Consider the following 12,281-nt stretch of genomic DNA (forward strand, 5'->3'; position numbering starts at 1 on the left):
GGACCCTCCCCTGAGGGGAGGGATGAATGGCCGCTCGGAGCAATTGCGCCAGGAGTGGATTGCCCCGGCCGGACTTCGTGAAGGCCGGCCCGTCACCGCGGGACCGGTCCATATCCTGCGTCAGCCGACGATCCGCACCGCGGCGTCGCGGCCGCCGCCGAGCTTGCCGAGCTGGACGAGCCGCTTCAGCAGGCGCTCGCCGACGAGGTCGGCGAGGTCGCCGGGGATCTCGAGTACCAGGGTCTCGCCGTCCATCGACAGCCGCGTCCGTGGCACCACCCCCGGCATCGACGCCGAGATCAGGTAGGCGACCCGCAGCGCCGCGCCGAGCGTGCGCGCGCGCTCCTTCAGCCGCGTCGAGGCGAGTTCGCGGATGCGCGGGCTGACGGGATCGTCGACGAGGCCGACGTGGCGGAAGAACACCGCCAGCGACAGATAGGCCCGGCCGGGATGGTCGACGCCGACGAAGGAGGCGTTGGAGAGGATGCCGAGGCTCTGCTCGCCGCGATAGTCCGGATGGGCACGCCAGCCGATGTCGGACACGAGGCAGCCGGCAGCGCGCAGGCGCGCCTCGTCCTCGGTCTCGTCGATGCCGAGGGCCGCGAAGGCTTCGGCGGTCCACGGGATCAGTTCCTCGGCGTGACGCGGCGAGCGCGAACGCAGCAGGTTGAGCTCGCGGCAGGCCTCGAGCAGCGGATCGCGGGCGCGCTCCTCCTCGGCAAGGCGCTCGTAGAGGTGGCCCTCGCGCACGCCGAGCGCGGAGATGATCACCTGGCTCGGCCGCAGGGCCCGCACGACCTGTTCCAGCACCAGCGCGCCGAACGGCAGCAGCGCGCGCCGCGCCTTCGACACCACCTCGATCTGGTCGATCGATTCGAGCTCTCGCCGCGCCACCACGCGCGCGAACTCCAGCGCCTCGTCGGCGCGGATCGCGTAGTGGTGCATCACGTGCAAGGGATAGCCGACCTCGGCCATGTGCAGGCGGGCGAGCGAGCGCCAAGTGCCGCCGACGGCGTAGAACGGCCGACCTTCGCAGGGCACCATCTCGCCGGCGCCGGCGAGCGCCTCGGCGACGATCTTCTCGGCCTTGCGGACCGAGCCCTCGGCAGCCTCCTCGAGGCGCAGCCCGCCGAGCGGCAGGCTGCGGCCCTTGCCGATCGTGCCGGCCTCGACCGAGACCAGTTCCAGGCTGCCGCCGCCCATGTCGCCGACGACGCCCGACGCCTTGTGGAAGCCGGAGATCACGCCGAGCGCGGACAGCCGCGCCTCGTCGGGCCCCGACAGCAGGTTCACCGGCGCGCCGCAGATCTTCTCGACCGCGCGCAGGAACTCCGGGCCGTTGGCGGCGTCGCGGGAGGCGGCGGTGGCGAGGATGTAGGTCTCGACCGATCCGGACTGGTCGGCCAGCAGCTTGAAACGACGGATCGCGGCGAGCGCGTCGTCGACCGACTGCGGCTGCATCCGCCCGCTCGACGCGAGGCCCTTGCCGAGACCGGCGAGGACCTTCTCGTTGAAGAGCATGGTCGGCGAGCGCGTCAGCCGCTCATAGATCACCAGCCGCACCGAGTTCGAGCCGATGTCGATGACCGACACCGGCCCGTGTCCGGGCAGACGACCCGGCGCGTCAGCCGGCGGCGGCAGCGGCCTGTCGGCGGCGGCGTCGGGGGATCGGCTTGGGGGAGTCCGTTTCGAGCGAATGTCCGCGACCCGACAGCGAGGGGTTTGTCATGAAGTACTGGTGCGCGTTGAAGGGCTCGTCGCCCTCCTCCGCCACGATGCGCTCGTGACCGCCGTTCGGCAGCAACCGCCAGCTCTGCTGGTTGTCCCGGATGCTCGCGACCATGATCTGGTCGACCACCTGGGCATGCACGGTCGCGGTCGTCAGCGGCACCAGAACCTCGACGCGGCGATCGAGGTTCCGCGGCATCATGTCGGCCGATCCGATGTAGACCGTCGCCTGCGGCGAAGGCAAGCCGTGGCCATTCCCGAAGCAGAAAATGCGGTGGTGCTCGAGGAAGCGGCCGACGATCGACTTGGCGCGGATATTCTCGGAGAAACCGGGGATTCCCGGCCTCAGGCAGCAGATGCCGCGGACCACCACGTCGATCGACACGCCGGCCTGGCTCGCCCGGTAGAGCGCGTCGATGACGTCGGAATCCACAAGAGAATTCATCTTCAGCCAGATCTGCGCCGGGCGGCCGGCCCGGGCGTGCTCGATCTCGCGCTCGATGCAGCCGACGATGGTCGAGCGCAGCGACAGCGGGCTCATGGCGAGCTTGCTCAGCGACTGCGGCTCGGCGTAGCCGGTGATGAAGTTGAACACCCGCGCGACGTCCTGCGCGATCACCTTGTCGGCGGTGAAATAGGACAGGTCGGTGTAGATGCGGGCGGTGATCGGATGGTAGTTGCCGGTGCCGATGTGGCAGTAGGTCACGAGATGGCCGGCCTCGCGGCGCACCACCATCGACAGCTTGGCGTGGGTCTTCAGCTCGATGAAGCCGAACACCACCTGGACGCCGGCGCGCTCGAGGTCGCGGGCCCAGCGGATGTTGGCCTCCTCGTCGAAGCGGGCCTTGAGCTCGACCAGCGCGGTCACCGACTTGCCGGCCTCGGCCGCCTCGATCAGGGCGCGCACGATCGGGCTGTCGTTGGAGGTGCGGTAGAGCGTCTGCTTGATCGCGACCACTTCCGGGTCGGCCGCCGCCTGACGCAGGAACTGCACCACCACGTCGAACGACTCGTAGGGATGGTGGACGATCAGGTCCTTCTGGCGGATCGCGGCGAAGCAGTCGCCGGCGTGCTCGCGGATGCGCTCGGGGAAGCGCGGCGCATAAGGCGTGAACTTCAGCTCGGGCCGATCGAGGCCGACCAACTGGCCGAGTTCGTTCAGCGCCAGCGCACCGTCGACCAGGAACATCTCGTCGGGGGCCGAGCCGATCGCCTCGGCGACGAAGTCGCGCAGGCCGACCGGCGTCGCGCTCTCGAATTCGAGGCGGATCACCGAGCCGCGGCGCCGGCGCTTCAGCGCCGATTCGAACAGGCGGACGAGATCCTCGGCCTCCTCTTCGACCTCGAGGTCGCTGTCGCGGATGACGCGGAAGGCGCCCTGCCCCTTCACGACGTAGCCGGGGAACAGCCGGCCGATGAACATCGTGATCAGCTGCTCCATCATGATGAAGCGGGCGACCGGGGTCTCCTCGCGCTCCGGCAGGCGGACGAAGCGCTCGATCTTGGCGGCCATGCGGATCAGGGCGGTCATCCGCGAGGCGTCCTTCACCCGCTCGAGGTCGAGCGCGACGGTGAAGCCGAGGTTCGGGATGAACGGGAACGGGTGCGCCGGATCGACCGCGAGCGGCGTCAGCACCGGGAAGATCGCCTGCAGGAAGTGGTCCTCGAGCCAGGCGATGTCGGCGGGCGACAGCGTGTCGGGCTGAACCAGCACGATGCCGACCTCGGCGATCTCGGCGCGCAGGTGAACCCAGCGCTGCTGCTGGGCGGCGGCGAGTTCGGAGGCGGCGGCGGAGATCCGCGCGAGCTGCTCGGCCTGGGTCAGGCCGTCCTCGGACAGGGTCGAGACGCCCTCGCGGATCTGGCCCTTGATGCCGGCGACGCGCACCATGAAGAACTCGTCGAGGTTGTTCGCCGAGATCGACAGGAAGCGCAGGCGCTCGAGCACCGGGTGCGCCGGATTCTCCGACTCCTCGAGGACGCGGCGGTTGAAGCCGAGCCAGGACAACTCCCGGTTCACGAACCGAACCGGGCTCTCCATGAGCGCCCGGCGCGCGTCGGCGCCGTCGACCGGCCGCTCGCCGCTCAGAAGCTCCTGTTCGGTGAATTCCAAGGTGCCCTCCTCCGCCCGTCACGCAAAGCAGCGTGAGCCATGACAGGAGTTTATGACGCTTTTTCTGCGAAGGCGAAGAGGTCCGTGCCGCTCACTCGTCCTCGCCGGGGGAGAGCAGCTCCGCGGCGAGCGCACGGGTCACGCGCCGGCCGCGCGCCAGCGATTCGCGGTCGAGGGCGTCGACGATCTGCGTCGCGGCGGCGAAGGAGCGCTCCATCCGCGTGACGAGATAGTCGAGCACGCCGGGTTCGACGTCGATCTGGCGGTCGGAGAACAGCTTGACCATGACCCGCTTCAGGAGCTCGTCGTCGGGCGGGCCGAGGAAGGCCGGCTGGGCGGCGCGCAGGCGCGAGACGAGGTCCGGCAGCGTCAGCCCCCAGTCGGAGGGGATGGCGTGGGCGGTGATCAGCACCGAGGCGCCGCGGGCGCGCGCGGCGTTGAGCAGGTGGAACAGCGCGCGCTCGGCGAGCCCCGGCTCGTCGGCGTCCTCGACCGCGACGGCGCCGCGGCCGACCAGTTCGGTCGGGTCGGTGTCGGCGAGGTCGGCGGCGAGCACCACCGGCGCCTGCGCCCGGTCGGCCCAGGCGCGGGTCAGGTGCGTCTTGCCGGAGCCGGGCGGGCCGATCAGCAGCACGACGGCCGCCGGCCAGTCGGGCCAGGCGTCGACGAAGGCGGCGGCGTCCCGGTTGGCCTCGCCGACCAGGAAGTCGGCCCGGCTCATCTGGGGCTCGAAGGGCATCTCCAGCGGCAGTTGCTTCGGCCGTCCGTTGCTCATGGCCTCTGGTGATCCTCTCCGAGAAGGTCGATGCGCCGCGTCGGCACCTCGAGCGTGGCGGTGCGGCCGCGGTAGAGCGCACTCGCCAGATATTGCGCCAGCGCGAAGCGGATCAGCACCGCGATCGCGGTGGTCGCCGGCACGGCGACCAGCATGCCGACGAAGCCGAACAGCGCGCCGAAGGCGAACAGGGCGAACATCAGCCAGACCGGGTGCAGGCCGACGCTGTTGCCGATCAGCTTGGGCTGCAGGATGTTGCCCTCGATGAACTGGCCGAGGGCGAAGACGCCGGCGACCACGGCGACCCAGGTCCAATCCGGCCAGAACTGCACGATCGCGACGCCGATCGCCAGGATGCCGCCGACGATCGAGCCGACGTAGGGGATGAAGCTGATCAGGCCCGCGAACAGGCCGATCAGCAGGCCGAAGTTGAGGCCGCACAGCGTCAGCCCGATCGCGTAGAAGGCACCGAGCAGCGCCGACACCGAGACCTGCCCGCGCACGAAGTTGGAGACGCCCTGGTCCATCTCGCGGGCGAGCCGGCGGACGGTGATCTGGTGGTCGCGCGGGATCCAGCTGTCGACCTTCTTCACCATGTGGTCCCAGTCGAGCAGCATGTAGAACGCGACCACCGGCGTCACCACCAGCAGCGACACGATCGACATCAGCGCCTGCCCGCCGTTCCACAGCGAGGCCATGATGGTGCCGAGCCAGGAGGCGCCCTGGTTGACGATCTCGCCGAGCGAGCCCTTGACGTCGGTCGGCGACAGCTTGAGCGCGCCGAAGATCCGCTTGCCGGCGGTCGAGTTGACGAATCGCTGCAGGCGGTTGGCGTAGTCCGGCAGGTCGGTGAGGAAGCCGGTGAGCTGGGTGCCGAGCACCGGCACCAGCACGATCAGCAGCAGCACCGTCATCATCAGGAAGGCGACGAGGATCAGCACGGTCGCGATCGTGCGCGACAGGCCGGCGCGCTCGAGGCTGTCGGCGACGGGATCGAGCAGGTAGGCGAGCGCCATGCCGGCCACGAACGGCAGCAGCACGCCGGAGAAGACGTAGAGCAGCAGTACGAAGACCGCCGCCGCCCCGAGCCAGAACAGGATGGTCGACCGCAGTTTCACGCGCCGCTCCCCTCCGCCGGTCCCGCCATGTGCCGTGCCCAGCCGATGAGGTAGGCCGCCGCCGAACCGATCGTCAAGGCGGCGACGATCCAGCCGAGCGCCGGAACCACCGGTCCGAGGGCGATGCCGAGGCCGAGTTCCCCGAGGACGACGGCCGCGAACAGGATCTGCGCCGCCGTGTTGGTCTTGGAGATGAGCAGCGGCACGATCGGCACCGGCCGGGTCACGATCCACGACAGGATCACGCCGCCGACGATCAGCACGTCGCGGCTGACCACCAGCAGCACCAGCCAGGCCGGGATCGCGCCGACGATGCCGAGCGTGACGTAGATCGAGACCAGCAGTGCCTTGTCCGCGACCGGATCGAGATAGCGGCCGAGTTCGCTCGCCTGCCCCGGCACGTGGCGGGCGATCGCCCCGTCGACGGCGTCGGAGATGCCGGCGGCGACGAACAGCGCGAAGGCGGCGCCGTAGTCGCGGTCCATCAGCAGCAGCACGACCACCGGCACCGCCACGAGGCGGACCAGGGTGATGATGTTCGGCAGCGTCAACTCGACCCCGCGTCCTTCGCGCCCCGAGATCACCGTGACATGGGGATCGGCCGGCGTCCATCAATGCGGAATCGCCCGCGGACGTTCCGATTCCGTGGGCGGCGGGCGGATCTGCGGCGGATTGGTCTTGAGTTCGGTGCGAGATTGCGGTTCTTGGCCCCAAATCCCAAGTCCACGAAGGGCCAGTCGGCATGCAGGGCAGGAACGGTCTCACCTACCGCGACGCGGGTGTCGACATCGACGCGGGCAACGCCCTGGTCGACCGCATCAAGCCGCTCGTCAAGGCGACCCGCCGCGTCGGTGCCGACGCCGACATCGGCGGCTTCGGCGGCCTGTTCGACCTGAAGGCCTGCGGCTACCGCGACCCGGTGCTGGTCGCCGCCAACGACGGCGTCGGCACCAAGCTGCGCGTCGCCATCGAGGCCGACCGCCACGGCACCGTCGGCATCGACCTCGTCGCCATGAGCGTCAACGACCTCGTGGTGCAGGGCGCCGAGCCGCTGTTCTTCCTCGACTACTTCGCCACCGGCAAGCTCTCGGTCGACACCGCCGCCGACGTGATCGCCGGCATCGCCGAGGGTTGCCGCATCGCCGGCTGCGCCCTGATCGGCGGCGAGACCGCCGAGATGCCCGGCATGTACGCCGACGGCGACTACGACCTCGCCGGCTTCGCGGTCGGCGCCGTCGAGCGCGACGGCATCCTGCCGCGCCGCGACGTCGGCGCCGGCGACGTCGTGCTCGGGCTTGCCTCTTCCGGCGTCCACTCCAACGGCTATTCGCTGGTGCGCAAGATCGTCGAGCGCTCCGGCCTCTCCTACGGCGACGACGCCCCGTTCGCGCCCGGCACCAGCCTCGGCGAGGCCCTGCTCGCGCCGACGCGGATCTACGTGAAGTCCGTGCTCGCCGTGCAGCGCGAGACCGGCGCGCTCAAGGCGCTCGCCCACGTCACCGGCGGCGGCTTCGTCGACAACATCCCGCGCGTGCTGCCCGAGAAGGTGTCGGCGCGGATCGACCTCTCCGCCGTCGCGGTGCCGCCGGTGTTCGGCTGGCTCGCTCGCGAGGGCGGCCTCGACGAGGCCGAGATGGTGCGCACCTTCAACTGCGGCGTCGGCATGATCGTCGTTGTCGCCGCCGCCGACGCCGACCGGGTCGCCGCCGCCTTCGCCGCCGCGGGCGAGACCGTCTGCCGCCTCGGCGTGCTCGAGGCCGACGCAGACGGCCCGCGCACCCTGTTCGAGGGCCGTCTGGCGTCATGACCACGCGGGCGCGCGCCTGCACGACGTCCTCCGTCGGCACGCGCCTGCGTCGCGCCGTCGAACTCTTGCGTGCCCGTGCGGACGCGCTCGCCTTCCTGGTCCGTCTCGCCGCGGCCGTCGCCCTGCACCGCCGCAGCGCGGCGCGCTGCTTCTGCTTCGCCGTCTCGCGCAACAAGCACGCCGCCGTGCGGGCCGAGCATCCCGCGGCGCGGATCGTGTCCTGCCGCATCCACAAGGTGGGCGACGGCTATGCCGAGCAGCCCGCCTTCGTCCGGCGCGCCGCCCGGCGCCTCGTCCGCGCTGCCCATGCCGCCGGCATGCCGATCGCCGTATGGGGCTACGCGGACCGCCTCGCCCTCGGCGTCGACTTCGCCGGCGACGCGCCGGTGGAGCGGCTGGAGCGCGCGGTCTGGGGCCCGCCCGTCGATTCCGACGCGCCGGTGTTCGCCTACGTGCTCGACCGTGGGGCCCCGTATTTCGACGGCCGCCGGGCCACCGACCTCGAACGGGCGGCCGAAACGGTCGGCGACGCCGAGCTGGCCGAGGACGACGCCCTGCTCGACCGCCTGCTCGCCGGCCGCTTTCAGAAATACGCCGGCCTCGGCGGCGACCTCGCCGTCGATCTCGGCCCCGAGGACCTGGTGATCGCCGGCCAGTGCGTCGGCGACGCCGCCTGGATCGAGACCGACGCCCTCGTCGAGGACAACGTCGCGCTGGTGCTCGCCGCCGTCGCCGATATCCCCGCCCGACGCGTGTTCTACAAGCCCCATCCGTTCAACCGCACCAAAGCGGCCGATCGCGAGCGCCTCGCGGCTGTACCCGGTCTCGTCCAGCTCGACCCGGCCACGGCCTTCGCCGCCATCGTCGAACGTCGGCCGAAGATCGCCGTCGCGACGTCCGGCGCCGGGCTCGAGGCGGCGGTGCGCGGCTGCGAAGTGCACACCTTCGGCACCTCCTTCTATTCGCACCGAGGCTTCACGGTCGACCGCACCGTCTGCGACCGCCGCCGGCGCCGTCTCGACGCGCGCGCGATGCTCGCGGTGACCCTGTTCCATTACACGCGCTACGCCGACCGTGCCGCCGGGCGTGCGCTCGCCGCCCGCGAGGCGGTCGAGCGCATCCTCGGCGCGCCGGCAGGAGGACGTCCTTGAGCCAAGACAAGTGCCCTGTCGGCGTCCTGATCTCGGGGCGCGGCTCCAACATGGCGGCGCTGGTCGAGGCCGCCGAAGCGCCCGGCTATCCCGCCCGCATCGCCGTGGTGATCGCCAACAAGGCCGACGCGGCCGGGCTCGACTTCGCCCGCGCCCGCGGCATCCCGGCGATCGCCGTGCCGCACCGCGACTTCGCCGACAAGGCCGCGTTCGAGACCGCGATGACCGCCGAGCTCGAGCGCCACGGCGTCGAGCTGGTCTGCCTCGCCGGTTTCATGCGGCTGCTGTCGCCGGTGTTCATCGAACGCTGGCGCGACCGGCTGATCAACATCCATCCGTCGCTGTTGCCGGCCTACCGCGGGCTGCACACCCACGAGCGCGCCCTCGCCGACGGCGTCCGTGTCGCCGGCTGCACCGTGCATTTCGTGGTGCCCGAGGTCGACGCCGGCCCGATCGTCGCCCAGGCCGCCGTGCCGGTGATGCCCGGCGACGACGCCGACGCCCTCTCCGCCCGCGTCCTCGCCGCCGAGCACCGCCTCTACCCGCACGCCCTCGCCCTGGTGGCGAGCGGCGCGGCCCGCGTCGAGGGCGGCGCCGTCGTGCTCACCGGCGTCGGCGCGGCGCCCGCCCCGCTGATCGTCCCGCCGATCCCGTCCTGAGAACGCGTCGACGGGGACGGGCATCGCCCGTCCCCGTCTCTCGCCGCCCGGTCGCGGGCCGGCCCGTGCGGGCGGGTCAGCGCACGACCAGACGGACCCGGAGGGTGGCGACGTCGCCGATCGCGTCGCGGTTCACCACCTTGATGTTGCCGTCGTAGGTGCCGGCCGGCAGGAAGAAGGCGGCGGCGGAGGGGCGCACGGTGATCCGGGTCGAGCTGCCGGCGGCGATCGAACCGGAGCCGACGCTGGTCTCGAGGAAGACCGGCACGTCGCGGACCTCGAAGCCGAGCCGGGAGCCGGTGGCGCGGATCGTGAAGCTGCGGCCGGCCGGCGAGAACGAGGTCAGGCTGGACTTGGTCAGGATCTGGCGCGCGGTCGGCGCGGCCGACAGGTCGGGATTCTCGGCGCGGACCTTGGCGGCGGCGTCGTCGAGTTCGATGCGGGAGCGGATCAGCGTGCCGCCCGGGCGGGTGTCGCGGATCGGCCGGCCGGTGGCCTTCAGCGCGGCCTCGATGCGGGCGACGGTGGCGGTCGGCTCGACGCTCTTGATCGCGGCGAAGGCGGCGGCGACGTGCGGCGTCGCCATCGAGGTGCCCTGCAGCCCGGCGAAGCCGCCGCCCGGCACCGACGACTGGATCACCGAGCCCGGCGCCAGCAGATCGACCATCCGGTTCATGTTCGAGAAAACCGAGACGCGGTCGGTGGCGGTGTCGGTCGAGCCGACGGTGACGGCGCTCGAGATGCAGGCCGGCGAGCCGACCGCGTCGGTGAAGCCGTCGTTGCCGGAGGCGATCACGGTGGCGACGCCGCGGCTGCGCAGGGCGTCGATCTGCGCCTTCATCAGGCCGTTGACGAGGTCGCAGTCGCCGGTGTTGCGGCCGCCGCCGAGGCTCATGTTGACGGCGGCGATCGGCGTGCCCGGCAGGTCGGCGCGGTTGACCCGCTCGATGACGAAGCCGAGCGCGTCGAGGAGGTCGAGGCCGTTGAAGCGCACGCAGGGGGCGCGCTCGTTGCCGCAGTCCACGACCATCGAGCCGGCCATGATCGGCAGGATCTTCGCGCCCGGCGCGACGCCCCGGCGCGGCCCGGTGGCGGTGCGGTTGACGCCGGCGACGATGCCGGCGACGTGGGTGCCGTGGAAGCAGCCGCTGACCAGCGGGCCGCAGTCGTCGCCGGCACCGGTGGCGATCTCGGTGTCGCCGCCCGAGGGGCAGAGGCTCGACATCACGAAGGGGATGTTGGACGAGAAGCAGGCCTGCTTCAGGGTGACCTTGCCCCTGAGGAACGGGTGGTCGAGGTCGACGCCGGTGTCGATCACCGCGACGGCGGTGTTGCGGCCGTCCGCGCCCGCCGCGATCGCCGCCGGCGCACCGATCCGCGGCAGGCTGGCGTCGAGGGTCGGCGAGAACACCTGCTCGAGCTGGATCGCGGTGACGGCGGGATCGGCGGCGAGCTCGGCGAGTTCGGCCGCCGTCACCGTCACCGAGAAGCCCGGGGCGTAGCGCGAGCGCTTGATCGCCATCCGCTTTGCCGTGGTGCCGGCGAGGGCCGCGGTGCCGAGGGCCGAGCGGATCCGGGTCGTCTGCTCGCCCGGCAGCGCCGCGAGGTAGCCGTCCGGCACGCCGGCCCAGTGCGGCAGGTCCTTGCCGTTCCAGGCTGTGGCGTAGCGCACGGTGACGCGCACGCTGCCCTCGGCCTTCAGCCGGGCGTCGATGGCGGCGCCGTCCTGCACCACGGCGGCGGCGCCGGCGGAAAGGGTGGAAGCCGCGAGCAGGCAGGCGGCGAGGAAGGTCCTGGGCGTGGTCACGGGCGTTGCTCCGACGATCGATCCGGACCGCTACGGGCCCGTTGCCACCAATCTCGCCGAGCCACGCCCGCCGCGCTGTTTCCACGGGAACAAGGGGTTGGCGACCGCGCAAACGAAAACGACCGGCCCGCGGCGGCGGAACCGGTCGTTCGATCGGATCATCCGAAATGGCTGGGTGCGCGCCCGCTCAGTCCTTGACGACGCTGATGTCCGGGGCGTCGACCGCCTTCATGCCGACGACGTGGTAGCCGCTGTCGACGTGGTGGACCTCGCCGGTGACGGCGCGGCCGAGGTCGGACAGGAAGTAGACGGCGCTGTCGCCGACCTCCTCGATCGTGACCGTGCGGCGCAGCGGCGCGTTGTACTCGTTCCACTTCAGAATGTAGCGGAAGTCGCCGATGCCGGAGGCGGCGAGTGTCTTGATCGGGCCGGCCGAGATGGCGTTGACGCGGATGCCCTTCGGGCCGAGGTCGACGGCGAGATACTTCACGCTGGCCTCGAGCGCGGCCTTGGCGACGCCCATGACGTTGTAGTGCGGCATCACCTTCTCGGCGCCGTAATAGGTCAGCGTCAGGATCGAGCCGCCGTCGGTCATCAGCTTCTCGGCGCGCTGGGCGATCGCCGTCAGCGAATAGGCCGAGATGTTCATGGTGCGGGCGAAGTTGTCCGGCGTGGTGTCGACGTAGCGGCCGGTCAGCTCGTCCTTGTCGGAGAAGGCGATCGCGTGCACCAGGAAGTCGAGCTTGCCCCAGCGCGCCTCGACCTCGGCGAACACGGCGTCGATCGTGCTGCCGTCGGTGACGTCGCAATGGCCGACGACGATCGCGCCGAGTTCCTCGGCGAGCGGCTCGACGCGCTTCTTCAGGGCGTCGCCCTGGTAGGTCAGCGCCAGCTCGGCACCGGCTTCGCGACAGGCCTTGGCGATGCCCCAGGCGATCGACCGGTTGTTCGCGACGCCCATGATCAGGCCGCGCTTGCCCGCCATCAGCCCGGAAACAGCCATCGTTCTCTCCTGAATACCAACCAAAGTCGCGGCCGCCCCGTATGGCACGGGGCTATTGCTTAGGCAAGAAGCCGCCTGGACGGGATGTCGCACTTTTCTCATCCGATTGTTACAAGGTCG

10 protein-coding genes are annotated in these 12,281 nt (G+C 71.2%); 3 read left to right on the forward strand and 7 right to left on the reverse strand.

Going from position 1 to position 12,281, the window contains the following annotated elements; translation table 11 throughout:
* Nucleotides 1-120 precede the first annotated feature (120 nt).
* From EDD54_RS06465 to EDD54_RS23390, 5 genes are all read right to left on the reverse strand, one after another.
* Nucleotides 121-1,641 (reverse strand): Ppx/GppA phosphatase family protein, encoded by a 1,521-nt coding sequence (locus tag EDD54_RS06465; RefSeq protein ID WP_207620264.1) that lies wholly within the window; start codon nt 1,639-1,641, stop codon nt 121-123.
* On the reverse strand, nt 1,625-3,769 hold the full coding sequence (locus EDD54_RS06470) for an RNA degradosome polyphosphate kinase (protein WP_126541671.1): 2,145 nt from the start codon (nt 3,767-3,769) through the stop codon (nt 1,625-1,627). The genes EDD54_RS06465 and EDD54_RS06470 overlap by 17 nt, the downstream gene beginning before the upstream one ends.
* Nucleotides 3,770-3,932: 163 nt before the next feature.
* Nucleotides 3,933-4,616, reverse strand: a complete 684-nt coding sequence (locus EDD54_RS06475; RefSeq protein WP_126535469.1) for an HdaA/DnaA family protein — start codon at nt 4,614-4,616, stop codon at nt 3,933-3,935.
* Nucleotides 4,613-5,734, reverse strand: coding sequence for an AI-2E family transporter (locus EDD54_RS23385; RefSeq protein ID WP_126535467.1), 1,122 nt, complete (start codon nt 5,732-5,734; stop codon nt 4,613-4,615). Before EDD54_RS23385 ends, EDD54_RS06475 begins: the two co-directional genes overlap by 4 nt.
* The gene (locus tag EDD54_RS23390) at nt 5,731-6,285 is read right to left on the reverse strand and encodes a CDP-alcohol phosphatidyltransferase family protein (protein WP_126535465.1); all 555 of its coding nucleotides are present in this window, start codon (nt 6,283-6,285) and stop codon (nt 5,731-5,733) included. Before EDD54_RS23390 ends, EDD54_RS23385 begins: the two co-directional genes overlap by 4 nt.
* Before the next feature lie 191 nt (nt 6,286-6,476).
* Between EDD54_RS23390 and purM the strand changes: the two genes are divergently transcribed.
* Genes purM through purN form a run of 3 tightly spaced genes read left to right on the forward strand, consistent with a single transcriptional unit; the run spans nt 6,477 to nt 9,351 of the window.
* Complete coding sequence (gene purM / locus EDD54_RS06490; protein WP_126535464.1) at nt 6,477-7,541, forward strand: phosphoribosylformylglycinamidine cyclo-ligase; 1,065 nt, start codon at nt 6,477-6,479, stop codon at nt 7,539-7,541.
* Nucleotides 7,538-8,692 (forward strand): capsular polysaccharide export protein, LipB/KpsS family, encoded by a 1,155-nt coding sequence (locus tag EDD54_RS06495; protein WP_126535463.1) that lies wholly within the window; start codon nt 7,538-7,540, stop codon nt 8,690-8,692. Before purM ends, EDD54_RS06495 begins: the two co-directional genes overlap by 4 nt.
* Nucleotides 8,689-9,351 carry a phosphoribosylglycinamide formyltransferase gene (gene purN, locus EDD54_RS06500; RefSeq protein ID WP_281009388.1) on the forward strand — a complete coding sequence of 221 codons (663 nt, stop codon included), beginning with the start codon at nt 8,689-8,691 and terminating at the stop codon, nt 9,349-9,351. Before EDD54_RS06495 ends, purN begins: the two co-directional genes overlap by 4 nt.
* Before the next feature lie 76 nt (nt 9,352-9,427).
* Here the strand turns inward: purN and EDD54_RS06505 are convergent, their stop codons facing one another.
* Both EDD54_RS06505 and fabI read right to left on the reverse strand, forming a co-directional pair.
* Nucleotides 9,428-11,158: a S8 family peptidase gene (locus EDD54_RS06505; RefSeq protein ID WP_126535462.1), complete on the reverse strand. Its 1,731-nt coding sequence runs from the start codon at nt 11,156-11,158 to the stop codon at nt 9,428-9,430.
* A gap of 187 nt (nt 11,159-11,345) precedes the next feature.
* Nucleotides 11,346-12,161: an enoyl-ACP reductase FabI gene (fabI, locus tag EDD54_RS06510; RefSeq protein WP_126535461.1), complete on the reverse strand. Its 816-nt coding sequence runs from the start codon at nt 12,159-12,161 to the stop codon at nt 11,346-11,348.
* Nucleotides 12,162-12,281 lie beyond the last annotated feature (120 nt).

Source organism: Oharaeibacter diazotrophicus, from assembly GCF_004362745.1.
Classification (GTDB): Bacteria; Pseudomonadota; Alphaproteobacteria; order Rhizobiales; family Pleomorphomonadaceae; genus Oharaeibacter; species Oharaeibacter diazotrophicus.

Coding starts and splice junctions, on each gene's coding strand:
- EDD54_RS06470 (WP_126541671.1), bottom strand. CDS start 3,769: ATGGAGAGCCCGGTTCGGTTCGTGAACCGGGAGTTGTCCTGGCTCGGC.
- EDD54_RS06475 (WP_126535469.1), bottom strand. CDS start 4,616: ATGAGCAACGGACGGCCGAAGCAACTGCCGCTGGAGATGCCCTTCGAG.
- purM (WP_126535464.1), top strand. CDS start 6,477: ATGCAGGGCAGGAACGGTCTCACCTACCGCGACGCGGGTGTCGACATC.
- EDD54_RS06495 (WP_126535463.1), top strand. CDS start 7,538: ATGACCACGCGGGCGCGCGCCTGCACGACGTCCTCCGTCGGCACGCGC.
- fabI (WP_126535461.1), bottom strand. CDS start 12,161: ATGGCTGTTTCCGGGCTGATGGCGGGCAAGCGCGGCCTGATCATGGGC.